The organism is Paenibacillus sp. FSL W8-0439 (genome assembly GCF_038008995.1).
Taxonomy (GTDB): Bacteria; Bacillota; Bacilli; order Paenibacillales; family Paenibacillaceae; genus Paenibacillus; species Paenibacillus polymyxa.
In genome coordinates this window covers 2959169-2983830 of the sequence record NZ_JBBPAK010000001.1, presented here as the reverse complement: position 1 = coordinate 2983830, position 24662 = coordinate 2959169, and the positions used below count along the sequence as shown (strand labels likewise).

Below are 24662 nucleotides of genomic sequence, written 5' to 3'. Positions count from 1 at the left end.
CTTCGAAGTCTTTTTTATTTGTTACTGTTAGTGAAAATGTTCCTGCCACTCATTCAATCCGTCTTCCATACGATACGCCTTAAATCCCTCAACTTGCAATTTTTGCGTAGCAAGTGCCGAATAAACGCAAAATGGCCCTCTACAATAAGCGACCACTTCAGCTTCCTCTGGTAAATCTCCCATTAATATGTCTAGGTCTTCCATAGGCATTGAAATGGCTCCTTGAATATGTCCTGTTTCAAACTCTTCTTTGGGACGCAAGTCAACTAAGATAATGGAGTTTTCATCTAGTTTTTTCTTTACTTCATCCATGGATAGGGTATGAATGTCATTCAAGTTGTTTAAGAAGTCATCTTTCATTTTCCCGATATCAGGAATTTGTTTCTCACTAATCTTCCACAGTGAAGAGAGAAAGTCAATGATCTCCGGGTCTGCTAGCGAGTATATGGCGTAAGTTCCTTTCTTTGTAAACTTAACAAGCTTAGCGTCCAGTAACACCTGTAGATGACGAGAAACATTAGCTATATTCATATCCGTACATGCGGCTAATTTCTCCACTGTTCTGGGACTTTGTGATAGTACATTCAAGATTTCAAGACGTTTGTCACTTGATAGACATTTACCTATTCTAGCCAGTTGCTTATATAGATCTTCTTTGAAAAGCTTTGCGCACTTTAGCATATCTTCCATTCATTTATAACCTCATTTCAACTTGGTGACATATGTTAAGGATTCTACACTTTATATTTTGACCAATATGGCAAATCAAAAATACTTATTTATACACTGAAAAACCCTTTGAGTCCAGCATTCTCCTCATAATAGGGCACTACATCAATTGATGAATAGAATTTTAACATGTGAAGAGACGAAGTCAAGGGCCTCTGAACTAATGGATAATATGAGGATGGGACACAAATGTACAGTGACGCAGCGTTTCACCCATTCAAAGAGTTTGTGACGCAAAACGTGAACAGGTAGAGTGGTGAGGTTTGTGGATGTGCTGTTAAAAGTGGTTGGCATTAGGACTGGCTGAAGACTTTGCTTGGTAGCGGAAACAGAAGAAAACACGTAAAGACAAGAAAAAACCTTGGTTAGAATTTTGAACGATGTCGCTTTTTTGGGGTACGTGATGAACGGAATGACTACAATCAGCAATTAAAAAACGGCAAGTCGATATATGTAAAGAGGAAGGGAAAATAAATTCCATGTAAGCGTTTGACATATTGGAATATCAATCTATAATTATGAACAGACTTGGACCTCACCGAGAGGGAAGAATCCTGACTTTTCTCAGTCTGAATCGGATGAAGATATTGCCTGTTTTTTTAAATAGGTAGGAATACGATAATCGATAGAGCTGTTGTTCAATAAACAGCAAGCTCCATAATCAGGGGCTTGCTGTTTTATTTACCTAAGGAGAATGGTCGAAATGACACTAAAAAAAAGAATCTTTTTATTGTTTTTTCTCAGCGCGTTTATTCCCTTTATCAGTATATTTACAATTTCTTATTATACCATTGATTCCATTTTTGCGAATAAAATCAATGATGGAATTAGGAGCAATCTACAGCAGGTAACTTCATCACTGGAAAATTCAATTACCAACCTGAATCATGTTACTCAGCAATTATCATATAGTGGTACATTAGGAAAAAAACTGGATGAAGTTTTGAAGCCTTCCTCCAATATATTTGAATTGGTTGAGGCTAGAGATGAATTAAAGAATGAGTTAAATGTCGTAACGTTTACTAATCCGAATATAGGTCTAACCTTGTACTATTTCCAGAAAGAAGGCACTACACAGTTCGCTAACTTTCCCATCAAAGATCGTTTTTCTCCTGAGTCTTTGCCTGTGCTTACCAAATCATATGGCATTGCGTACTATGGTCCCCATATGAGTATGAACCGATTTGATGATCAGCTTGTTTTATCTGCTATGCGAAAGGTACAGCTGCCTCAAAGGGACGATGTATATATTTACGTCGAATCCGGCTTTCGTCTTACACAGGATATACTGGGTTACAATCAATACCAAGGAGCTTTATCGCATTTGATCCTGAATGGTGAGGGCAAAATTGTGTACAGTGAAATTCCAGAAGTGATGAAAGTCGGGGAGAATTTCTCCAGCTTATCAAAAAGTGCTGCAAAAGATGGAATAGCCCGTGATTACCATTGGTTTAAGGAGGACTCCGCTCAGAATTGGAGCGTCATATCGGTAATTTCGCAGGCTAAGTATCAACAGGAGAAAAACCAGTGGTTGCTTCAAATATTACTGGTCGCTTTATTTTTTCTCGGCTTTACCGTATTCCTTGCTTGGCTTCTGTGGAAGATGGTCTACAAACCACTCGGTCTTTTCCATTCGGAAATTAACGGAATGTCTCAGAATCCACAAAAGGCAGGCAGCCAGACCCGCACTCAAATTCCTGAGTTTGACTTTCTGTTGGGGGAATTCTCAAATATGCAGCATCAAATCGGCGACCTGTTCAAGGAAGTGCAGCAGAAAGAGAAGATTCGTGCAGATTTGGAAGTGGAAAAATTGTTATATCAGATCAATCCTCACTTTCTGATGAATACGCTGGATACTGTACACTGGCTGGCCGTCATGAACGGACAAGGGGAGATTGACAAGTTGGTGCAATCCTTGAACAAGCTGTTGTATTACAACTTGGGTAAATTAGGGCAAGTATCCACAATGGAAGAGGAAATTGATGCGCTAAGACAGTATCTAATCCTGCAGCAAATTCGATATGACTTTGAATTTGACGTACGTATTTCAGCGGATGATCAAGTGCTTAAAATACCTGTGCCTCGTTTTATTTTGCAACCGTTGGTTGAAAATTCACTTTATCATGGACTGAGTGACGAAGGTTTTATTCAAATTGAAGTTACACTTGCCAAAACGCTGAATATTTTAATACAGGATAATGGAGCAGGCATGACCGAGGAAGCGATTCAAAGACTTCTGAACAATCGTATAACTGAACATAAAAAAGTAGGGATGGGCATCGGACTCAATTATGTCCACCGCATGTTGAGGGCACAGTACGGAGATCAAGCACAACTGGTGATCGAAAGTGAATTGGGTACAGGGACAAGTATACTGCTCATACTTCCGATCAAAGGAGAAGATGTCTGAGGATGATTAAGGTATTGATAGTGGATGACGATAAATTAGTACGAAAAGGAATAAGCTCCGCGATGCCGTGGAACGAGTTCAATATGGAGGTTGTAGGAGAAGCAAGTAACGGGTTGAAAGCACTGGATTTTCTAAAATCCCAACCGGTCGATCTGATGTTGACGGATCTCGCGATGCCGGTGATGTCAGGTATTGAACTGATGCGAGCTGCAAGGCTGCTCTATCCAGAACTACATATTGTCGTATTAACACTGCATCAAGATTTCGATTATATCCAGGAAGCGCTCAGGCTTGGGGCCATCGACTATATAGCCAAAGTTCAGCTCGAGAAGGAGCAATTCGAACATGTGCTGCATCGAATACATACCCGGATTGACGAACTGGCGAATACAAGACCAAAGCTGCCACTGCTAAGTGAGACCAATGTCCATTATCGCCATGTGTATGCACTTGTATCACTGGATCGCAAGTCAGGACAGAGCTGGCCGATTGAACTGACATTCAATGTAGACGAGATCCGATGGGAGGTTGAACGGAACTGCTGGATGTGGGCGGCACCCATGGACGTAGAGGATCAGCTGTTCCATAAACTGAAGGAATCCCTAGATCAAGTTCCCCAAGGCGCCTTGCTGGTTATGTCCGATGTACAAGGCCGAACATGGTCGCAAATCCAAAACTGGATTATGAATTATACAGAAACGTCGTTATTCTATGCATACAACCCTTATGATCCTGTTATTACCGTTTCGATGAATGTGGAGGACTCATTTCCAATAGAACCGAAGGATGAAGACATGGATCGTATTAAGCAAAGTTGGTTCCTATCACCATGGACCCACAACGACAGTTATTACAACCAAATGATTGAACAGCTCAAATCACTAAGACTGAATAAAGGCCAGCTGATGGGATTGCTATACTCGATAGTTATGGAATGGAATCACCTTTTTGCCCAGACTACGCTGGGTAGAATCTCAATGATCCATTCTTTTCAATCCTGGTACGAGGTAGAAGATTGGATCAAGCAGACCTCTGGGGGCATTCGTAAGTCAGATGAACAGACTTCGTATTCACAGGAAATTGTAGACGCCGTGAAAAAAGCGATTATAATCATGCAAAATGATTTGAGCCAAGCTTTTACAGCCTCTGGTCTGTCCCAGCAACTGAACATCAGCCGAAGCTATTTCAGTCAATGCTTCAAGGATCTGATGGGGAAAACCTTTAATGAGTACTCCCGATTTATACGAATAGAGAAGTCTAAAGAGTATTTATTGAATACAAACAACACGATTTTCTGGATTGCGGAGCGAGTGGGTTATACGGATGAAAAATATTTCAGCCGAATTTTTCGCGAATTGACAGGTCTGTTGCCAAGTGAATATCGACAGCTTGGCAGAGGGGATAAATAGCGTACTTTCCCAGATGACCAATAAACCAGGCGAAAGAAGGGAAAGCGATGATTAAGAAGATGGCTGCATGTGTTCTTGTCGTCAGCTTAATTGCAGTGACCGTATATTTCAGCAGGCCATACTTCCGTGAATCGCCAATGGGACCAACGAAAACAATCTCGGACACTGCCGCTGCTGATCCATTGGGGAAATATGAACATCCCGTTTCCATCCGACTGGGATATGTGGTAGACCCAACAGGCGCGGATCTCTCCGAAGGAGAAACGCTTGAGAAGAATATATGGAAAACGATGATTAAACAAAACCTTAACATTGATATCCAGGTATTATGGCAGGTATCGAAGGAAAATCTGAGTCAGAAAATCGATCTGGCTATCGCCAGCAATGATCTGCCGGATGCCATGATTGTAAATCAGCTGCAGCTGAACGAGATGGTCAAGGCTGGAGAAATTGAAGATCTAACCGAGGCATACAATAATAGCGCATCACCAGAAATAAAAAAAATTATCGATAGCACAAACGGATTGGCTATGGAACAAGTGACCTTCGCTGGTAAGATAATGGCTGTTCCTTCTGTGACAGCGGAAGACTTCAGCATGCTCTGGATTCGACAGGATTGGCTGGACCGTCTTGGACTGAAGCCGCCGAAAACGGTAGATGATCTGGAAGCTATCGCCAAGGCCTTTGTGGAGAATGACCCAGATGGAAACAGTAAGCGGGATACGATTGGCCTTGCTTCAAGCACTGGACTGTATAACGATTTCAACAACAGTGCTTTTTCTTTTGATCTAACGCCAATCTTCGCAGCATATGGATCTTTCCCGGGATATTGGCTGAGCAAAGATGGAAAACCTGTATACGGTTCGATACTACCGGAAACGAAGGACGCCTTGGTCAAACTGCGTGAAATGTACGCCAAAGGCCTTCTCGATCCAGAACTGGGTATCCGTAAAGAAGCGGAAGAAACAGTTATTAACGGTCAGGCGGGGATGTTCTTTCAAGGTTTCTATGCTGGGTACTGGCCCCTTCCGAGCGCTTGGCAGAACGAGCCGGAGGCGAACTGGCAAGCATACGCACTCCCGCTGGATGCAAACGGAGCATACCATGTGAAGGTGGATAATCCGTCAAGTTCATTCTTGGTGGTACGAAAAGGATATGCTCATCCCGAAGCGATTATTAAAATTAACAATCTGTACCTTCGTGATGAGTTCAAGTACGGTACGCGTTTTATGCTGGGCCGCAATTTCTTTGCTCCGGCAGATGAAGCACGATATGAATCGAAGGCCGCGCAGGACATTCTGATGGGAACCAAAACACCCGCCGATTTCAAGGACAAGTCTGAATACAAATTGCTGGAACACTTGGTTTCGACAATAAAACAAACCAAATTGAAGCCTTATGATCAATATGGTATTTCCTATTGGAATAAACACAGCGACAGCTTTATGCGGGGTTACTCGCTTCTTGTAGGTGGAAGAAATTTTTTTGATCCAAACATTCATAAAGTTCGAAGCCTTACCTATATACGAACTCCAGCGATGGAGAAGGCGTGGAGTAAACTATCAAAACTGGAACATGATACATTTTTAAAAATTATTTTAGGCGCTGAACCGATAGATTCATTTGATCAATTTGTCGAGGAATGGAAGGAACAAGGGGGCGACCAAATGACTGTGGAGGTGACTGTACCCCATAATCATCGCTGAAGACCATCATGAATGTGATACGATAAATTCTATAAGACACTTTTATAATTCCATTAATCAAGCCGACAGATTTCTGTTTCAGGATCTGCCGGTTTTTTGTTCTTCACTTTGATTAGTAAGTTTGGATAGACAGATGTATGTCGATAGGTAGGATAAATGATTACAAGCTAACTATGACCTCATGGTCTGACATGAAACCGCATACATTTTTCTATCCAAACAGACGTTAAATCCCTATCTCGATTTGTCTTCAGCAAGTTTTATAATGAAAGCGTAAACAACAATGATTAAGAAATATTCACAACAAAGGGGAATCGAAATGTGATGAGAACTAAATGGTCCATAAAAAGCAAACTGTTAACGAGACGTCTGGCTGTACTGTCGATATCTGCCCTGATGATTTCAACCCTTGCAGCCTGTGGGGGTTCATCCAACCCTCCCACTGCGAAGGAAGCGGGGAAATATGAGGTAACACCGGGAGACCCATTCAGTGCCTATAAAGACGAAATAACGGTCACGATGGGGCGTGTGACTACAGCCAACCCAAAACTGCCGGCTGGAGATTCGTATGAGAACAATGCGTATACTCGACTGGTCAAAAAAGCGTTTAACGCTCAGATTAAAGACCAATTTGAAGCCAACGGAGAAGATTACAGCCGTCAGGTTTCTCTCGCCATCGCCTCTGGAGAACTGCCTGACATGATGCGTGTCGATTCCAAGGATGAACTCAAAGAACTGGTTGATAATGATCTGATTGAAGATATGACGGAAATTTACAAACAGTATGCCACGGAGAATATCAAGAATATTTACGACTCTTATGAAGGCCGTGCATTAGACAATGCGACGATAGATGGACGTTTAATGGGGCTTCCGGCTACTTCCCTAGATTCCGCACCAACCATGGTCTGGGTTCGTCAGGATTGGCTGGATCTACTGGGAATCCATCTTGACGCAGACGGAGATGGTGCCATCAAGCTGGACGATGTGGAGAAAACGGCCGAGGAATTCTTGAAAAGAGATCCGGGTCAAACCGGGAAACCGGTAGGCATACCCTTTGTGAACACCCTGAATACAACTGACTATAATGGTTCTGCCTATACCATGCTCGGAGTTGCCTCAACAAAGGGTTCATTCCCTCAGTACTGGATGAAGGGTAAAGACGGTAGCATTGTTTATGGCTCGACAACAAAGGAAACCAAGCAGATGCTAGGCGTCATGGCAGATTGGTTCAAGAAAGGCATCATCGATCCGCAATTTGGAACACGCACATTTGATGACATCACGGCACTGTACACCAACGGCCAATGCGGCATTGCTTTTGGACCATGGCATATTCCCGACTGGGGTCTGGGCAACGTGAAGCAGAAGGATAAGAATGCGAAATTCACGGCTTACACTTTGGAGGATGCAGATGGAAAGGTAAACGTGGCACACGCCAATCCAGCTAATCAGTTTATCGTTGTAAGAAAAGGATACGAACACCCGGAACTCGCTGTTAAAATAGTAAACCTATTCTACGATAAACTAGCAAATGATAAAAATGTGGGAACATCTATGCCAGAAGCTGCCAAGTATCAAGAGAACGGCGTAGACGGTTCTACCAGACCGTTTAATATTGAAGTCAACTCGGCGACCTCGTTACTGGATGACTACTCTGACATCGTTCGCGGGATTAAAGGAGAGATTAGTCTGGATCAGGTCCGGACAACAGAATCAAAAAACAATATTAAGAGTATCCAAACTTACTTGAGTGATATGGATACAGATAACGTAACAGCCTGGTCGAAATATCACTCGCGTATCAACGGAGTGGGGCTTATTGACAAACTGACAAAGGAAAACAAATTCGTTTGGATGACACCTGCTTACTCTGGAACTACACCAAGCATGAAACAGACCTGGGCTAATCTGACCAAGATGGAGCAGGAATCTTTCATCAAAATTGTGACTGGTGCTGAACCTCTGAATTACTTCGATACATTCGTTAGCAATTGGAAGAAGCAAGGCGGTGATCAGGTAATTCAGGAAATTAAAGACGAGGTTGCATCCAAAAAATAAACAATCTTGAACTGTTTATAGGGCTGCGATACGCAGCCCTGCTTTTAGGAAAGGGGTCCATCCATGAAACAGGGAAATGATAAAGCAAAGAGCCCGTTCGGTACGGGTGCCATATATCATCTGATGATGCTTCCGGGTATTTTATTTTTGCTGGTATTCAGCTATGTTCCGATGGTCGGTGTCATTACGGCGTTTCAGGATTATATACCAGCCAAAGGAATGTTAGGCTCCAAATTTGTAGGGCTGAAGCACTTTATTTATATGTTTAAGCTGCCGGACATCGCACAGGTTTTTAGTAATACGTTGGTGATTGCCATTGCCAAGATTCTATTGGGAACAATCATGGCTATCATTTTTTCCATTTTGTTAAATGAGATCCGCATCAAATTCGTTAAAAAATCCGTACAGACAATTGTTTATCTGCCACACTTTCTATCCTGGGTAGTTCTAGCGTCCGTGGTTGTTAACATGTTCAGTTTGGATGGAATTGTGAATCAAATTTTGGCTTTTTTCGGTCTGCAGAATATTAATTTTCTCGGCAGCAACACCTGGTTCCAGCCGCTGATTATTGGGACAGACGTGTGGAAGGAGTTCGGCTACAGTTCCATCGTCTATTTGGCTGCAATTACTTCGATTGATCCGGGCCTGTATGAAGCGGCAGGAATGGATGGAGCCAGCTGGTGGAGAAAAGTATGGCATATTACGTTGCCAGGCATGCTGCCTATTATCCTGCTCATGGGAGTGATGAGTCTGACCAATATTTTGAGTGCCGGCTTCGATCAAATTTATAATCTGTATAACCCCGTTGTCTATGAGTCGGGAGATATTCTGGATACTTATGTATATCGGATTGGACTTGTCGGGCGACAGTATAGCTTTGGTACGGCTGTTGGTCTGTTCAAGTCAGTGATCGGTATTGTTTTGTTATTGTCCGCCAACCAATTGGCCAAAAAATACACTGACCGAAAAATATTTTAAGGAGGTCAAGCCTGTGTCCTATTTTGTAAACCAAAAAGGTCGAATTGGCGGGTTAATCATCTATGCCATCGTCATTTTGCTGGCATTGATTTGCCTTCTTCCATTATGGAATATCGTTGCGATTTCATTTAGCAGCAGTGAGGCCGTGTCAGCTAATGCTGTAGGTCTCGTACCGGTCAATTTTACAACCGCAGCGTATACGAAAATTATCGATGATGCTCAGTTCTGGCGTTCCTTTGGCATATCTGTTCTACGTGTTGTGCTCACACTTCTTCTCAACATGATTCTTATTGTTCTAATGGCATACCCGCTCTCCAAGTCGAAAAGAGAATTCAGGGGCAGAAACATTTATATGAACGTCATGATTTTTGCCATGCTGTTCAGCGGTGGGATGATTCCAAGTTATCTATTGATCAAAAACCTCAATATGCTCAATACAATTTGGTCGCTTGTTCTACCAGGAGCTGTCCCTATATTCAGTGTCATCCTTGTCATGAACTTCTTCTCTGCTGTACCTAAGGCCCTAGAAGAAGCAGCATTCATCGATGGGGCGAGTCCGCTGCAGGTCTTGTTCAAAGTGTATGTTCCCGTGTCCATCCCTGCGCTGGCGACGGTAGCACTATTCAGTATCGTGGGAACGTGGAATGATTTCTTCAGCGGTTTGATCTATATGACTCAAGTCAGCAATTATCCACTAATGACTTATATTCAGTCCCTTAACGTGAATATTGCGGAACTTCTTCAATCCGGGACCAACTCAGCACAACTCAGCAACTTGACTGAAATTTCAAACAAAAATCTAAATGCGGCCAAAATCGTAGTCGCTGTCATCCCGCTGCTGCTGATTTATCCGCTGCTTCAAAAATATTTTGTGACTGGAATTGTTGTAGGATCGGTAAAAGAGTAATTGTATGATGTGACTTGATTAAGATAAAAACACTATTCGTCTATTGGAAAGGTTGTAATGAACAATGGAAAATAAAAATTGGTGGAAAGAAATTGTTGTATACCAGATATATCCACGGAGCTTTCAAGATAGTAATGGTGATGGAATCGGCGATTTGAAAGGAATTGTTTCCCGTCTGGACTATTTGCAGCAACTCGGTGTCGGTGCAATTTGGCTATCACCAGTTTGTAAATCCCCTCAGGATGATTATGGTTATGATATTTCGGACTATCGGGATATTGATCCGATGTTCGGGTCTTTGGATGATATGGAGATGTTAATTCATGAAGCTGGGAAACGTGACATTCGGATCATAATGGATTTGGTATTGAACCATACTTCCGATGAGCATCCCTGGTTTCAAGAAGCAAAAAAAAGTAAAGAAAATCCGTACCATGACTATTATGTCTGGAAAGATGGCGTTGAAGGAATGCCACCAAACGACTTGGGTTCCACCTTTGGTGGTTCAGCTTGGGAATGGGTACCCGAGATAGGACAATATTATTTACATCTTTTTTCTGTAAAACAGCCGGATCTCAACTGGGAAAACCCAAAAGTCCGACAAGAGATTTACGAAATGATCAATTGGTGGATAAGCAAGGGTGTAGGCGGTTTTCGGCTTGACGTAATTGACTTAATCGGAAAAGAACCAGATTTGAAAATTACCAGCAACGGGCCAAATCTGCATAAGTATATCAGGGAACTCAGCAAGGAGACGTTTCAAAAAGCTGGAGACCTGCTGACGGTTGGAGAAACATGGGGCGCTACGCCAGAGATCGCCAAACTGTATAGCAACCCGGACGGCAGTGAGTTTTCAATGGTATTTCAATTTGAACATATTAGTTTGGATGAACAAGAGGGAAAAGGGAAGTGGGATCTTAAGCCTCTAGATTTTCTAGAATTAAAAAAAGTGTTGTCCAAATGGCAGACAGAGCTGAAGGGGGATGCCTGGAACAGTTTGTTTTGGAATAATCACGACTTACCCCGAATCGTTTCTCGTTGGGGAAATGACGGAGAATACAGGATAGAATCGGCTAAAATGTTGGCAACCCTTCTTCATGGCATGCGAGGCACACCATACATTTATCAGGGGGAAGAATTAGGAATGACGAATGTTCAATATCCAATTGAAGACTATCGGGATATTGAGTTACTAAATTTCTATAAAGATAGAATTGAGAAAGGATACCCCGAAGACAAAGTTATGGAGTCAATCTTTGCAAAGGGGCGTGATAACGCTCGAATACCAATGCAGTGGGACGCTTCAGACAACGCTGGTTTTACATTAGGGAATCCTTGGATTAAAGTAAACCCGAATTATAAGGATATCCATGCACAAGAAAGTTTAAATAACCCTGAGTCCATATTCCATTATTATCGGAAACTAATCCGATTAAGGAAAGATCATGAAGTGATCATATATGGGGATTATGAGCTGATGTATCCCGAGAATAAAGATTTGTTCGCGTACACTCGAATGCTGAAAGGAGCTAAACTACTTGTAGTATGTAATTTTCAAAAATACACAACCGATCTCCCACTTCAGAAAGAGCTGGCAGAGACTAAACAGCTGCTAATATCCAATTATCCAAATAACATGTCTGATGTAGAAATGCGCCCTTATGAAGCGAGAATGTACCTTATCGATACACTCAATAAATGAAAATGAATATCCCACAAAAGTATATTGTCGGACATTCCATCGGTGGGCAAGTGGTGACTGAGTTTGCGTTATCATATCCATTTATGTTTAAGCGGCTAGTGGTGATTGCCCTTTCATTAACGGGATTTGCATATTCGCAAGAATTCACCCATTATAACTAGCTAATAGCATCCGACGTTTTTGTCACAGGTAAGAACCATACGTGAATAGATTGGGTATCCCTTGAATCAAAAAAGAGCAACCCGGAAGAAACATCTTGGTGCTTGGAAGCGGCGGGTGAGTGGAAATCGGTTGTTTACAGATATGGAACAGCGACAGTCTAGGACTTTATTTTCTCGTCCTTGATTGTCGCTGTTTCAATTTCTAGGCTCAGTCTAATAAGGAATTTATTTAACAGATATAGAGAATGAGATGGTCAACAGACAAGCGGATTGACACAAGAGATTGAGAACGAACTTATAACTTCCATGTCAATAGAGGAAATGAAACAGTTCCCAAGAAGGAAGCATCATCACTAACAAGCCAATAATAGATCTAAGAGGCAGCGGGACGATAAATCATCAAGAATGACTAACTAAACTAACATGATGGTTCAACTGAACACAAAAAGAGATAACCCTAATAAATTCAAGGATCATCTCTTTTTATATAAAACAATTGAACACGAATAAACGCTATGATATAATCGATAACGCTACTGACAAATCATATAAATGCCAATAATTTTATTATCCCTATTTTCATAATACATCTAGAACTTTGATTTGTCAATGCTTTTTTTGCCCCCAAAAAAATAGAAAAGGATGGTGGAATGTGCGATCAGGCTGGGTACATCCTCAAGCGGTTTTGAGAAGAAGTACACGACGACTTACTTCAGTGGTGACTAGGCATGATCATGATTGTTCGCTTTTTTCTCTATATTAATGGTTAGGAGAGATGTTGAATGAATTCACTGGTTCTTGATTTTCAAGAAATGGATAACACTCAGCTTTTGCTTGTTGGTGGAAAAGGGTTGCACTTAGGGACATTAGCCAAAATGGAAGGAATGCAAGTGCCAGAAGGGTTTTGTGTTACAACAGTGGGATATCAAAAAGCCCTCGAACAAAACGAAATGGTTCATGCTTTGTTGGATCAGCTAACTACGCTTAAAGTAGAAGATCGAGAACAAATTGATGAAGTCAGCAAAAAGATTCGACAGGCCATTATGGAAGTAGCCATTCCTTCCGATGTTGTGAAAGCAGTTGCCCACTATCTCTCCCAGTTTGGAAATGAATATGCTTATGCCGTGCGTTCTAGTGCGACTGCTGAGGATTTGCCGCATGCTTCTTTTGCTGGTCAACAAGACACCTATTTAAATATTATCGGCAAAGAATCCATCTTGGAGCATATCCGCAAATGTTGGGCTTCTTTATTTACAGAACGCGCGGTAATTTACCGAATGCAGAATGGATTTGATCACAGACAAGTTTATTTATCTGTTATCGTTCAAAGGATGGTGTTTCCACAGGCTTCAGGGATTTTATTTACCGCTGATCCCATCAATTGCAACCGAAAGCTGCTCTCTATCGATGCTAGTTTCGGACTTGGAGAAGCGCTGGTCTCCGGCTTGGTATCTGCCGATTATTATCAAGTACAGGATGGGGTAATCGTCAACAAGAGGGTGGAAACCAAGAAAATGGCTATTTATGGACGAAAAGAAGGCGGAACAGAGACCAAGCAGCTCAGTCCTGATCAGCAAAAGACGCAAACCCTTACGGATCAACAAATTTTACAACTGGCACGCATTGGAAGACAGATCGAAGAACATTTCGGCTGCCCACAAGACATTGAATGGTGTTTGGCTGATGATACATTTTATATTGTTCAGAGTCGGCCGATCACCACTTTATATCCCATTCCTGAAGCAAATGACCAGGAGAATCACGTGTATGTATCTGTCGGCCATCAGCAAATGATGACTGATCCTATTAAACCACTGGGGATATCTGTTTGGATGTTAACAGGTGCTACACCCATGTTTAAAACTGGTGGTGGAAGGCTGTTTGTGGATATCACGATGGGCCTATCTTCACTGGATGGGAGGCAGAATTTATTGGATGTTTTAGGACACTCCGATCCGCTCATAAAAGACGCGCTTATTACCATCATAGAGCGGGGAGATTTTATAAAATTGGACCCATCTGACAAAAGCGAACCGGGGCCTGTTAAAAGCCATAAGGGTATGTCGTCTGCGGATATTCTGGAAGAGGCAGGAAATGACCCGGCAATTGTTGCTGATTTGATTAAGAGTAGTGAGACATCGTTATCAGCGTTAAAACGTAACATCCAAACGAAATCAGGATTGGATGTATTTGATTGTATTCTGGAAGATATGCAGCAACGGAGGCAGCGTGCATCAGATCTGAAAAATTTGAGTGTAATTATGTCCGCCATCCATGCTTCAGCATGGATCAATGAAAAAATGAATGAATGGTTAGGTGAAAAAAATGTAGCAGACACACTTTCCCTATCTGTACCTAATAACGTCACTTCTGAAATGGGCATGGAGCTACTGGATGTTGCAGATGTGATTCGTCCCTATCCGAAAATAGTTGAGTATTTACAACAGGTAAAGGATGATAATTTTTTAGATGAACTGGTTCAATTTGAAGGTGGGCAGCAGGTGCGTGATGCTATCGCTACTTATCTCGACAAATATGGCATGCGATGTGCCGGGGAGATCGATATTACAAGAACACGCTGGAGTGAAAAACCAAGTATACTGGTGCCTATGATCCTCAGTAACATCAAAAACCTTGAGCCTGGCGCCAGTAAACGAAAATTTGAGCAAGGGCAACAGGAGGCTTTGAAAAAAGAACAGGACTTATTAGCCCGATTGAAACAATTACCAGGTGGTGAACAAAAAGCCGAAGAGACAAAACAAATTATCGACCAGATCCGGAATTTCATCGGTTATCGTGAATATCCGAAATACGACATTGTTAGTCGCTACTTCATTTATAAACAGGCTTTACTAAAGGAAGCGGAACGACTCGTACAAGCCAACATTCTTCATGAAAAAGAAGATATTTACTATCTCTCTTTTGAAGAATTGCAGGAAACTATACGCACCAATAAACTGGATTACCAGGTCATCGACAAACGAAAAAATGAGTACAGATTATATGAAAAATTAACTCCCCCACGTGTTATCACATCTGATGGCGAAATCATTACAGGTCAATACAAACGAGAAAATATCCCCGCTGAAGCTATTGTAGGCCTGGCTGTTTCTTCGGGCGTTGTAGAGGGGCGAGCTCGTGTGATCCTGAATATAGAAGGGGCTGATCTGGAAGATGGCGACATACTAGTCACCTCCTTTACTGACCCCAGCTGGACTCCATTGTTTTTATCCATAAAAGGCTTGGTTACTGAGGTGGGCGGACTGATGACGCATGGAGCCGTTATCGCACGTGAATATGGCTTGCCAGCCGTTGTCGGAGTGGAGAATGCGACCAAACTGATAAAAGATGGCCAACGAATTCGCGTGCATGGAACAGAAGGGTATATCGAATTTTTGTAATGGATAATTAAGGGGGGGAATTATGGGCAGCGGCGGTCATTTAAGCTTGCCGCTGCATTTAATTCAACACATACAGGCCTGGCATTCGTTTCACGTATCCCACAGGTCAGTACCATGATTCCGCTAACTAGCGGTAGTATCATCCAAAAGTGATTTCCTGCATGAATTAGTGTTCAATTCTCCTGTATGATAAACTTGCAAGAAGTTATTAATAACTGCAAAGTGACCGACACTCAAGTCATGTGGAGTGCGTAGCTCGGATGGACTTTATCGGAAAAGGCTGAAAACCAAAACTTGTGATAGTTTTCTTGCTCCTTTTCACACTGTCTTTTGATTAGACACACTCCCGGACATTACGTCAAAAGCTATGTGCAGGCCTTCAAGCTGGAATATGTACATAGCTCGAACGCTATTGAAGAGCATACCAGTTTGTTAAAGCCAGCATTGCCCAGGTCGTTGCTCAAGCTCTTTTTCCAGCTTATCCGGGACTGGAGAGACGCTTTGAGCGCGACTTTTTTCAAAGCGAGAAGTCCATGCGGCTTTTGTTTTATAAATTCAGTCCACTTAAAGCGGCTGGGAGGTATAAATATGCTAAAAACGATATTAGTTGTAGACGACGATGAAGAAATCGTAAAACTCATCACAAAGAGTTTAAGATACGAGCAATTTGCAATAATTTCGGCATATTCTGGGAAAGAAGCCTTATCCGCATTGGAAGAAAATCACATTGATTTCATCGTTCTTGATATAGTGATGCCTGATATGGATGGACTTGATGTCTGCAGAAGTATCCGAAACTCTTATAATGTTCCAATTTTGTTTTTAAGTGCGCGTGATAAGGACATTGATAAAATCGTCGGGCTCGAAATAGGAGCAGACGATTACATGACCAAACCTTTCAGTATTCAGGAGCTTGTCTCCAGGATAAAGGCTCACTTCAGAAAAGTGGACAGGCTTTTTAAAGAGTGGGATGAACTTAGTCCCAGTAACGAAAAGGCGGATTCTCCGCTCATTTTGAACGATAAGACGTTTGAAGCATTCCTGAATAGCAGGAAGCTCGACTTATCAACGAAGGAATTTCAGATTCTGTCTATCCTCATGCGCCACCCCAATAATGTATTGACTCGTGAGCAGATATATGAAAACGTCTGGGGAGACGAATACGGAGAAATAAATACCGTAACGGTTCATATAAAAAATATCCGTAAGAAACTTGGTCCTGAATATGACTTTATTAAAACAATATGGGGCATAGGATATAAATACACGGAAAGAGAGCAATAGTATGAAACTGAAAATAAAGCTTCCTCTTTTGTTCCTGCTGATGTTTATAATATTCATGTTTTCGATTGGAATGTACCTGAAGCTTGTCTTTGCAGTATATTCTCCTATACGCAGTTCATTGCTGGACTCGCGATATATAGCATTGCTCCTGCCCATATTTGCAATTGCCTGCATCATATTTATTATTCTAATTATCTATATTCATTTTTGCATAGAGAAACCCATTCAGCTTCTGAATACCAGGCTTGAAGAAGTAAATATTGTACATCCACTGCCTCCGCTAGCTCTAAGAAGTAATGACGAGATCGGAGAACTTTATAAACACTTCAATAAGATGGAGCATCGGCTTCAACTCGCGCACAAAGAGCAGACTGATATGATCGCGGCAATTGCCCACGACTTGAAAACTCCCTTGACATCTATTAATGGCTTTACTGAACTGCTGGCTATGCACAAGGATTTACCAGAAACTGAAAAGCAGGAATATTATGATTTGATTCAAAAGAAGTCAGGATATATGGTCGAACTCATCAATGATTTCTCCAGCTTCACCAAAGAAAAACTGGAGTTGGAATCTATGGTAGCTAAACCTGTAAAAGCATCAAAATTATTTGAAAACATTGCCCTTGAATATGAATATGAGTTGGCGGGACTTGACAACGAGCTTACTTGCCGCCATTCATTCACGGAAAATATATGGCTGATGATCAATGAACCGATGATACGTCGGGTTTTCGGCAACCTCTTTAGCAATGCTGTAAGATATGGAGGGAAAAATAAGCTGAAAGTGTATATGACCGGTTACCCGCTAGGACAGTATGCCTTTTTTCAAATCGAGGATAATGGAATTGGAGTGCCGGATAAGGATATATCTTCTCTGTTCCTCAAATTTTTCACTGTGGATAAATCGCGACAAATCCAAAAGGGCGGGCTGGGGCTGGGTCTTGCAAGCTGTAAATCCATTATTGAACATCATAGGGGCGAAATTGACGCCTACCCTTCCGAATATGGCGGTTTGGGGATAAGATTCAGCCTTCCCTTGGCCGCACAACACTGATTTTATTTTTTGCACATTTTCTTTTACTACAGGAGTTAAAGGCTGCTGCCAGCTGTGAACACCCAGGCAGCAGCCATTTTTTATTTTTTTAGTGTTTTATAATTTTTTATATTCTCTTTACAAACATTTATTTTTCTTTTAAAGAAGCTTTATCTTTGTGTTGTAAAAATTACTTGTAGTAAAAAAACTACAAGAACTAGAACTGGAAAAGGGGGATGTTACAATGTCAATTGAGTTCAGCCGTTGGCCCAATCACTACATGATGTCATATCAAGTCACCAAAGCTTTAGGTATGGCAAGCCTCGGTGCTACGGACGTCACCGAGATCTACGAGGCCTGCAAAAAAATCGACCCCGAAGACAAGGACACGTGGCACAGGGAATGGCTCATAACGGCTCAGGCATTGGAAAGACACGGCAAGGAGGCCGAAACAGCTGGAAACTGGTATACAGCACGAAACTGCTACATTCGTGCCTGCAATTACTACAGAATTGCAGAATATACGGTGATGGATGATGACACCGAGAAAATCCGTGTATTTAAAAAAGTAAATGAACTCTTCGAAGCTGCCGGGAAGTACTTCGATGTCCAACCGGAGAAGATCCAAGTCGATTACGAAGATGTTAAGCTGGATGGTTACTTCTTCTCCCCTTCCTGGATAAAAGGTCCGAAGCCGACCCTTTTTGCTCTCAACGGTGGCGACGAGTGGTCAATTGAAAACTATTTCTGGCTAGGTCCCGCTTTTATTTCGTGTGGATATAACTTTCTGGTCTATGATCAGCCTGGCACCGGCCTCTCGCTGTACGAAAAGGGAAAAGGAAGACGAGCGGACAGTGAGGCTTTCCATTCCCGAGCAATCGATTTTCTTCTAACGCGGCCGGAAGTCGATCCCGACAAGATTATCGTGCACGGTGAGAGTTTTGCGGCTTACGACTCTTTGCGATTCGCTTCGTTCGATCACAGAATTGCTGCCGTCATCTCCGACGGCGGTACGCATGCCTTTGATTGGGATGCAATGCTTAAATGGATGCCACCGAGTCTGGCCGCACATGGCATGAGAATTCTGGGGGCAAAGAGCATGGAGGACTTTGCGGGTAATCCGCGTTTTGCCTATGATCTTGAGGGGGTGCTTCACCAGATAGAATGTCCACTTCTTGTAATGCACGGAGCGGAAGAGATATTGGTTCAGCCAAATCCGCTGACACAAGCCTTGAAAAATTATGAGCAAGCGGGTTCGAAAAACAAGACGTTCTTCCCGATAGAGGATAGACGACTTGGGGGATTAGAACACTGTCAGGTAGACAACATCAACGTGCTGCATGAGGTAGTGCTGAATTGGCTCTGCTCAATTGGACTTGGACCAGCCGCACCTCGTCCTAAGTGATTGCCAGGACGTCATTTTAAGTAAATTTGGACCATCGGAATTGATCCCATTGCGGATGATGCTGGCAGCTTCGATCTTCCGGTTGCCAGAGGCACCAAGTACTATCATGAAAAAGCAAAATTCGATATATTGAAAGATTTAGATTTCTGATGAGCTTATTCAGGAGTGTCCTACTTAGAATCCTGAATAAGCTCTCTCTTTATTGAAGAGTTGAAGACTGTGAGTATTTCCTCAAAGGAAAAAATTAGCGTAACGTCCGCCATACAAATTGAGGGACTGCACAAAAAAATTGGCGACTATATCGCATTGAATAATCTTTCGCTGGAGGTGAACCGAGGAGAGATATTTGGATTTTTAGGACTGAATGACGCTGGAAAGACAACGACCATAAAGATGCTCTTAGCGATGCTGAAGCCAATCTCAGTTAACTCCTAAGTTAACCATTAAAATCCAAAAAAACAAAAACGGGTGCCGTCCAACAAAGGAGAGCGCCCGCTTTGATTTTTTAGTTGATAAGCTCCCCCAATGCTCATGGCGTGGGTTCGTACACCTAGCCAACTGAGAACATCCGCAAGCTCTGCCGATGCAATTATCATAACATAACTTCGTTTTGCAATTTCACGGTATTTCCAACATGATCCCCGTGTCCATGGGTCAGAAGGATTACATCAGCCTGCACGTCGGCTGCTTCCAGATCGGTGTTGGAGTTGCCTGTAATAAAAGGATCAATGAGAATAATTGTGCCATGGGTTTCGATTTTTACAACGAATGTCCATGATAAGATACTTTCATTTTTCTTCCCCTTGGTCAAATCGGCGATGCCGAGTTTATTCGGATTAACGTTATGTAACGAACCATAGCCACGATATTGACTAACCTCCAATCGTTATCGAAATACTCTTAGAAATTCTTCGCAGCATTGCGAGCTTTTTCGATTGCTTCGGCTTCGATTTGGGGAGCGCAGTCTCCCGCCGTGGACATACCTTCCACAAACTGGCTATCAAAGTCTGTTACGCCGACAAAATTCAAGACAATTTGCTTGGATAGCTTTTAGAGGATATGTTTATGGAAACAAATCGACCCAATACGTCAGTTTCGTTAAGGGGTGATTCGGATCTGCTTGCTCGGTTGGTTCGGTTTGTTGGCCACTACAAGCGGCTAATGTCGTTGTGAACAGTACCGAGACGATTAAAACAGCAGCATGCCTTTTAAAACTTTTTGTGTGCTTGAACATGAACAAATCGCCCTCCTGATTATCCATAATGATGTTCATATCGTTGGAATGACGGTTTATAAAACGGCTTTATATTTGGAGGCTATCCTCAAAAGGATTGCCTCCAAATATAAGTGCGAGTTCAAAAAAAGCTTATAGAATCTCTACAAACTCATTTCAGTGTAGAGCCCCAGTCATACGGATCACTGTGGTCGGTGTAAATACCCTTCACCACACGATAGGCATGCTTGGGTTTGCGATATTCGTTAACCAGTCCCTTGTTATTGAAGGAGCGTGCCCGGTCTCTGAAGTGCGGTTGATGGCTCAGAAGTTGGCCCCGTGTATCTGCAAATTGCCATACGTAAGTGCCGCTAATCTTCGGATCGCTTCGGAAGAGCTTCAGCGACTTGCCGAGCAAATCAGCTTGATAATCCTCGCTGAATAAGCGCGGTTCCCAGCCAGAATCTCCATATATACCAGCTCCACCAAATTCGGTCATGAGCACCGGGGTATACTCGGCTCCATACTCATTGCAACGCTCATGAAAGACTTCAAGCATCTCCTCAAACTCGACATGTCCGAAGTACCATCCACCATAATAGTTAATCCCGATGACATCGAATAGTCCAAGACAGATGTCTGTCATAGGATGCATCGTGGCAAAAGTGACCAGTCTGGATTGATCCTTGCTTCGAACGAGCTCGGTCATTTTGACAGATAGATCATAAGCCTGCTGAGAACGTGTATCAATCTCGTTGTGTACAGACCAGAACAGAATTGAAGGATGGTGAAAATCTCGCTCGATCATCTCATCCATCATGGTCAATGCTCGTTCCACGAAGAGGGGATTATCTGTCTCCTTGGCGGGAAAAGCAGCGCCCCAAATCGGAATTTCGCTCCAGAAGAGAATACCTTGCTCATCAAGCAGGTCGATCCAGTACTCACTCTGGGGATAATGTGACCCGCGTACCGTGTTGCATCCCATATGTCGGATAATACCAAGTTCCTTGGTCATCAATTTGTTGGGAAAAGCGAAGCCCCATTCCGGGTGCTCTTCGTGACGATTAACGCCTTGCAGATAAAGTTCCTTGCCGTTCAGTAAAATCTTCTTGTCCCGCGTCTCCACGGTACGGAACCCGATGCGATCTGCCCGGTCGTCTTGACCCACGACTGCTCTGATCATGTATAGGGCAGGAGCGTTCGTGTCCCATCGCTGGAGGTCTGACCAAGCTTGTTCGAGCACAAGTTCCGTGCTACCCTTAGCAGAAAGGTAAGCGCTATCACTTTGAAACATCTCATTGTTTCGATAGAGAGAGACAGGTACTTCGACCGGTTTATCCGACATCGAGCGGAGCTTAAGTAGGATTCGGGCATCTGCACTGGAATCTCCGGTCATTTCATAGGTGATGCGCATCCCCTCAATCCAGACATCAGGCAAAAGTTGAACCTCAACGGGCCGGATGATTCCACCGTAATGAAACCAGTCTACAATATGATATGGTAACGTATTGGTCCCCAGTGTGCTGTCTGTGCGGACAATGAGTTCGTGAACACCGGAGGAGACATCTGGAATGGTAAAGTCAAAAGGAGTGAATCCACCATAATGGTACCCTAGATGCTGTCCATCCCAATACACATCGGCATGCCCCATCACGGCGTGGAACAGTAGCCGGAGATGGCTGCGATCGTCAAGGGTTACCCAGGTGCGGTACCATGCTACGCCTTCGTAGTCGTATTTTCCGAGCTCGTTATTCCAACAGCTGGCACGGGTATACGATCAGGGTTGGAAGGGAAGTGCGTGCTCCATTTTTCAGATAAACCAACATTATTCTTGTCAAAAACAAAATCCCATAATCCGTCAAGCTGTTGGGATTTCCTAAGTCGATGCTGCTGAAACGTTCGGATCATATTCATCATCTCCATTATCTTTTTGCAATAGAACATCATTGATGGTCTGTATGTTGGGAGTGTAGCATTGGTAGCAAGAAAGCGACAATGGTAAAAACAATCTTGATCATTTGTCATAAATGATACTATTAAGGATTGAGGGATTTCTATGGACTATGCTTTGGGAAATATGGTAGTGCACATCCATTGGGTACTTGCCAAGCCTCCCCTGCCAGGATGGGAAGATTTTCGGCAAACCGTATCGGGGCACACCTTTTATTACATTTACAGTGGTAAGGGAACTTTTCGTTGTGAGGAGAAGGATATAGAGGTTGGTGGGGGAACATTGGTGTATCTTTGGCCTGGGCTGCCTCTTTATATGAAATCCTCTGACGCACATCCACTCCGAATGACGATGCTACTCTTCGATTGCGCTTCGCTAATGAAAAATGAGAATGAATGGGGTACCCCAAACCCGATTGAGCGGCTGCGGCTTCCATTTCTTATGCCTTTACAAAGTGAGCGTGCGGGCCGGATTGGGGAACAATTCCGGGAAGCGGAAAGGGAATGGGTACCTGGAGATCTTGTGCAAGAGGCCAGAGTAAAGTCAGTATGGTATCGTTTGGTACAAGAGGTACACGAGGCAGCGGAAGCAGGAGGGAGGCACAACGATGGGGACGGAATAGTAGAGGCTCTTCGTAAATTCAAAGAGAAGTTAGATACGGGATTTGCTACCGAGTTGCGGATTACCGAATTGGCGGAGCATACGGGTTTCTCACCTGTTTATTTACGCAGAACCTTTGCATCTCGGTACGGGTGCAGTCCTAAGGAGTACCTGAATCATCTTCGTAATGAGCATGCCGTTCGCCGGCTCCGGTTCACAAGCGATTCCGTCACAGATATCGCGAGAGCCTGTGGCTATTCTGACGTATACCAGTTCAGTAAAACGTTCAAAAAGCGCAATGGTCTCCCTCCGATTGAGTACCGAAGAATGCAAAGAAATTGATACCAAGGGTGATATCATCAGATTTGCGTCTGAATTTGATCCCCAGCATATGTACTTAAACGAGGACAAAGCGTAACAGGGAAGATTTAACGGAATTATTGCATCAGGAATTCAAACCCTAACATTTTCGTTCAAACTGTGGGTTGAAACAGGTGATTATGGTGATGGGGTCATTGCAGAAACAGCAATGAGCAATATCAGATTTATAAAATCTGTATATCCGGGAGACGAATTATATACACTTGTGAAGGTCACCGAACTTATGGAAAAACGCAATGAAACGAAGGCTTCGCAGTGGAATGAAGCTAATCTATCAGCTAGAGGAAACTATAGTAATACATAGCAGTTGGTCGAAACGATCTTGCACAAGGATTGTATGAGATAGTTGTCGAGGGAAAAGAATATAGTCCCATTGAAAGTCGCTATTTTAGCGACTTTTTTGTTATGGCTTTAGCCAGTTGTGTGCGTGAAACGTGCGAAACAAAAACCACCCGCTACGCGGGTGGAGGAATCAGCGTTTGACCACTAAGACCATTCCGATTAAATCGAGATGTTCAGATTTAGCATGAGATTCGGATAAGTACAATAATTTTCGATGTTTTTTATTTTCTTTATACAATGAGCTTATTTAAGCCGCCAAGTCAGTGCGTTTTTTAAATACTTAAATGTTTGAAAACATTCCATACAAATAACTATTATATTATTCATAATTCCACTGGTTTATGGAGCTTTTAAGGGAATTCAAGTCACACCCCTCACCCAAATCACAAATAAGGATTGAGAGAATGCACCCGATTTGATCAAAAGAACCACCTATGTTATTCATTTGACATTAGTACTATATACAACTATAATGCAGACTACAATGAGAACATACGCTCTTGCAGGCATAACACTTTAAAGGAGTGAAAAAAATGCAATTATGTCAAGGCGGGTTTGTTATTAAAAGGGTTTGAGGAGGATTATGTTCTCTCAAGAATTCCCCACCTTTCGAGTGAAAGTGCTTTATTTCATGCCCGCTGCCCTGCAGGCAGAATGGACTCCATAGAAAGGAGGTGATCCAGCTGTACCTTCCGATACGGCACTCATTACAAATAAAGTGACTCGTTATGAACTGACACCTGAGGCAGTTGATTGCGTAGTTTTTTGCTCAAAAACAAGACACCGATACTTTCCCACATTCGTGGCATTGCGGAAAAATTTAATATCTACTGTTATTACTCCATCACTGCTTATAGTAGAGATGTTGAACCAGGAGTTCCTTCGATTGAAAATAGCGTAGAAACACTCATCCAATTATCTAAAATTGTAGGAAGTAAAAAGGTTGCTTGGCGGTATGATCCTGTTCTGCTTACACAAGATTAAAC

General features: G+C 42.7%; 18 protein-coding genes and 3 pseudogenes. 15 read left to right on the top strand and 6 right to left on the bottom strand.

Annotated elements, in window-relative coordinates:
* Positions 1-27 precede the first annotated feature (27 nt).
* Positions 28-690 (bottom strand): ArsR/SmtB family transcription factor, encoded by a 663-nt coding sequence (locus tag MKX36_RS12630; protein ID WP_045244558.1) that lies wholly within the window; start codon positions 688-690, stop codon positions 28-30.
* A 742-nt stretch (positions 691-1432) separates the two neighbouring features.
* On the opposite strand from MKX36_RS12630, the gene MKX36_RS12625 reads away from it, so the two are divergent.
* The 12 genes from MKX36_RS12625 (at position 1433) to MKX36_RS12570 (ending at position 19624) form a co-directional block, all read left to right on the top strand.
* Positions 1433-3139 carry a sensor histidine kinase gene (locus tag MKX36_RS12625; RefSeq protein ID WP_045244559.1) on the top strand — a complete coding sequence of 569 codons (1707 nt, stop codon included), beginning with the start codon at positions 1433-1435 and terminating at the stop codon, positions 3137-3139.
* A gap of 2 nt (positions 3140-3141) precedes the next feature.
* On the top strand, positions 3142-4548 hold the full coding sequence (locus MKX36_RS12620) for a response regulator transcription factor (RefSeq protein ID WP_318300491.1): 1407 nt from the start codon (positions 3142-3144) through the stop codon (positions 4546-4548).
* A 47-nt stretch (positions 4549-4595) separates the two neighbouring features.
* Positions 4596-6254 (top strand): extracellular solute-binding protein, encoded by a 1659-nt coding sequence (locus tag MKX36_RS12615; protein ID WP_318300490.1) that lies wholly within the window; start codon positions 4596-4598, stop codon positions 6252-6254.
* 324 nt (positions 6255-6578) lie between these two features.
* Positions 6579-8315 (top strand): sugar ABC transporter substrate-binding protein, encoded by a 1737-nt coding sequence (locus MKX36_RS12610; RefSeq protein ID WP_340866103.1) that lies wholly within the window; start codon positions 6579-6581, stop codon positions 8313-8315.
* A 63-nt stretch (positions 8316-8378) separates the two neighbouring features.
* The gene (locus MKX36_RS12605; RefSeq protein ID WP_016820866.1) at positions 8379-9293 is read left to right on the top strand and encodes an ABC transporter permease; all 915 of its coding nucleotides are present in this window, start codon (positions 8379-8381) and stop codon (positions 9291-9293) included.
* Positions 9294-9306: 13 nt separating this feature from the next.
* Positions 9307-10200 (top strand): carbohydrate ABC transporter permease, encoded by an 894-nt coding sequence (locus MKX36_RS12600; RefSeq protein WP_016820867.1) that lies wholly within the window; start codon positions 9307-9309, stop codon positions 10198-10200.
* Between the two features lie 64 nt (positions 10201-10264).
* Positions 10265-11902: a glycoside hydrolase family 13 protein gene (locus tag MKX36_RS12595; protein WP_340864817.1), complete on the top strand. Its 1638-nt coding sequence runs from the start codon at positions 10265-10267 to the stop codon at positions 11900-11902.
* Positions 11903-12845: 943 nt separating this feature from the next.
* Positions 12846-15464: a phosphoenolpyruvate synthase gene (gene ppsA, locus MKX36_RS12590; protein ID WP_340864816.1), complete on the top strand. Its 2619-nt coding sequence runs from the start codon at positions 12846-12848 to the stop codon at positions 15462-15464.
* A gap of 588 nt (positions 15465-16052) precedes the next feature.
* Positions 16053-16748 carry a response regulator transcription factor gene (locus MKX36_RS12585; RefSeq protein ID WP_322252986.1) on the top strand — a complete coding sequence of 232 codons (696 nt, stop codon included), beginning with the start codon at positions 16053-16055 and terminating at the stop codon, positions 16746-16748.
* Position 16749: 1 nt separating this feature from the next.
* A complete protein-coding gene (locus MKX36_RS12580) occupies positions 16750-17805 on the top strand; it encodes a HAMP domain-containing sensor histidine kinase (protein ID WP_044785989.1) in 1056 nt (351 codons plus the stop codon).
* 223 nt (positions 17806-18028) lie between these two features.
* Positions 18029-19189: an alpha/beta hydrolase family protein gene (locus MKX36_RS12575; protein ID WP_025364918.1), complete on the top strand. Its 1161-nt coding sequence runs from the start codon at positions 18029-18031 to the stop codon at positions 19187-19189.
* 219 nt (positions 19190-19408) lie between these two features.
* Positions 19409-19624, top strand: coding sequence for an ATP-binding cassette domain-containing protein (locus tag MKX36_RS12570; RefSeq protein WP_330721039.1), 216 nt, complete (start codon positions 19409-19411; stop codon positions 19622-19624).
* 74 nt (positions 19625-19698) lie between these two features.
* On the opposite strand, the pseudogene MKX36_RS12565 reads toward MKX36_RS12570, so the two are convergent.
* From MKX36_RS12565 to MKX36_RS12545, 5 genes and pseudogenes are all read right to left on the bottom strand, one after another.
* Positions 19699-19981: pseudogene (locus MKX36_RS12565) on the bottom strand (MBL fold metallo-hydrolase); the annotation flags it as partial.
* Positions 19982-20252: 271 nt separating this feature from the next.
* Positions 20253-20423 (bottom strand): hypothetical protein, encoded by a 171-nt coding sequence (locus tag MKX36_RS12560; RefSeq protein WP_340864815.1) that lies wholly within the window; start codon positions 20421-20423, stop codon positions 20253-20255.
* A 151-nt stretch (positions 20424-20574) separates the two neighbouring features.
* Positions 20575-21696 (bottom strand): glycoside hydrolase family 2 protein, encoded by a 1122-nt coding sequence (locus MKX36_RS12555; protein WP_340866101.1) that lies wholly within the window; start codon positions 21694-21696, stop codon positions 20575-20577.
* Positions 21697-21906: 210 nt separating this feature from the next.
* Positions 21907-22071 (bottom strand): annotated as a pseudogene (locus MKX36_RS12550) (beta-glucuronidase); the annotation flags it as partial.
* 47 nt (positions 22072-22118) lie between these two features.
* Positions 22119-22310, bottom strand: a complete 192-nt coding sequence (locus tag MKX36_RS12545) for a hypothetical protein (protein ID WP_340864814.1) — start codon at positions 22308-22310, stop codon at positions 22119-22121.
* 148 nt (positions 22311-22458) lie between these two features.
* Here MKX36_RS12545 and MKX36_RS12540 point away from each other — a divergent pair, with 148 nt between their 5' ends.
* From MKX36_RS12540 to MKX36_RS25405, 3 genes and pseudogenes are all read left to right on the top strand, one after another.
* Complete coding sequence (locus MKX36_RS12540) at positions 22459-23295, top strand: AraC family transcriptional regulator (protein ID WP_340864813.1); 837 nt, start codon at positions 22459-22461, stop codon at positions 23293-23295.
* Positions 23252-23575 (top strand): annotated as a pseudogene (locus MKX36_RS12535) (MaoC/PaaZ C-terminal domain-containing protein); the annotation flags it as partial. The gene MKX36_RS12540 and the pseudogene MKX36_RS12535, both read left to right, overlap by 44 nt.
* An 854-nt stretch (positions 23576-24429) precedes the next feature.
* Positions 24430-24660, top strand: coding sequence for a DUF1848 family protein (locus MKX36_RS25405; protein ID WP_039276028.1), 231 nt, complete (start codon positions 24430-24432; stop codon positions 24658-24660).
* The last annotated feature ends 2 nt before the right edge of the window (positions 24661-24662 follow it).

Coding starts and splice junctions, on each gene's coding strand:
- MKX36_RS12630 (WP_045244558.1), bottom strand. CDS start 690: ATGGAAGATATGCTAAAGTGCGCAAAGCTTTTCAAAGAAGATCTATAT.
- MKX36_RS12625 (WP_045244559.1), top strand. CDS start 1,433: ATGACACTAAAAAAAAGAATCTTTTTATTGTTTTTTCTCAGCGCGTTT.
- MKX36_RS12620 (WP_318300491.1), top strand. CDS start 3,142: ATGATTAAGGTATTGATAGTGGATGACGATAAATTAGTACGAAAAGGA.
- MKX36_RS12615 (WP_318300490.1), top strand. CDS start 4,596: ATGATTAAGAAGATGGCTGCATGTGTTCTTGTCGTCAGCTTAATTGCA.
- MKX36_RS12610 (WP_340866103.1), top strand. CDS start 6,579: ATGAGAACTAAATGGTCCATAAAAAGCAAACTGTTAACGAGACGTCTG.
- MKX36_RS12605 (WP_016820866.1), top strand. CDS start 8,379: ATGAAACAGGGAAATGATAAAGCAAAGAGCCCGTTCGGTACGGGTGCC.
- MKX36_RS12595 (WP_340864817.1), top strand. CDS start 10,265: ATGGAAAATAAAAATTGGTGGAAAGAAATTGTTGTATACCAGATATAT.
- ppsA (WP_340864816.1), top strand. CDS start 12,846: ATGAATTCACTGGTTCTTGATTTTCAAGAAATGGATAACACTCAGCTT.
- MKX36_RS12585 (WP_322252986.1), top strand. CDS start 16,053: ATGCTAAAAACGATATTAGTTGTAGACGACGATGAAGAAATCGTAAAA.
- MKX36_RS12580 (WP_044785989.1), top strand. CDS start 16,750: ATGAAACTGAAAATAAAGCTTCCTCTTTTGTTCCTGCTGATGTTTATA.
- MKX36_RS12575 (WP_025364918.1), top strand. CDS start 18,029: ATGTCAATTGAGTTCAGCCGTTGGCCCAATCACTACATGATGTCATAT.
- MKX36_RS12560 (WP_340864815.1), bottom strand. CDS start 20,423: ATGTTCAAGCACACAAAAAGTTTTAAAAGGCATGCTGCTGTTTTAATC.
- MKX36_RS12555 (WP_340866101.1), bottom strand. CDS start 21,696: ATGTTTCAAAGTGATAGCGCTTACCTTTCTGCTAAGGGTAGCACGGAA.
- MKX36_RS12545 (WP_340864814.1), bottom strand. CDS start 22,310: ATGATCCGAACGTTTCAGCAGCATCGACTTAGGAAATCCCAACAGCTT.
- MKX36_RS12540 (WP_340864813.1), top strand. CDS start 22,459: ATGGACTATGCTTTGGGAAATATGGTAGTGCACATCCATTGGGTACTT.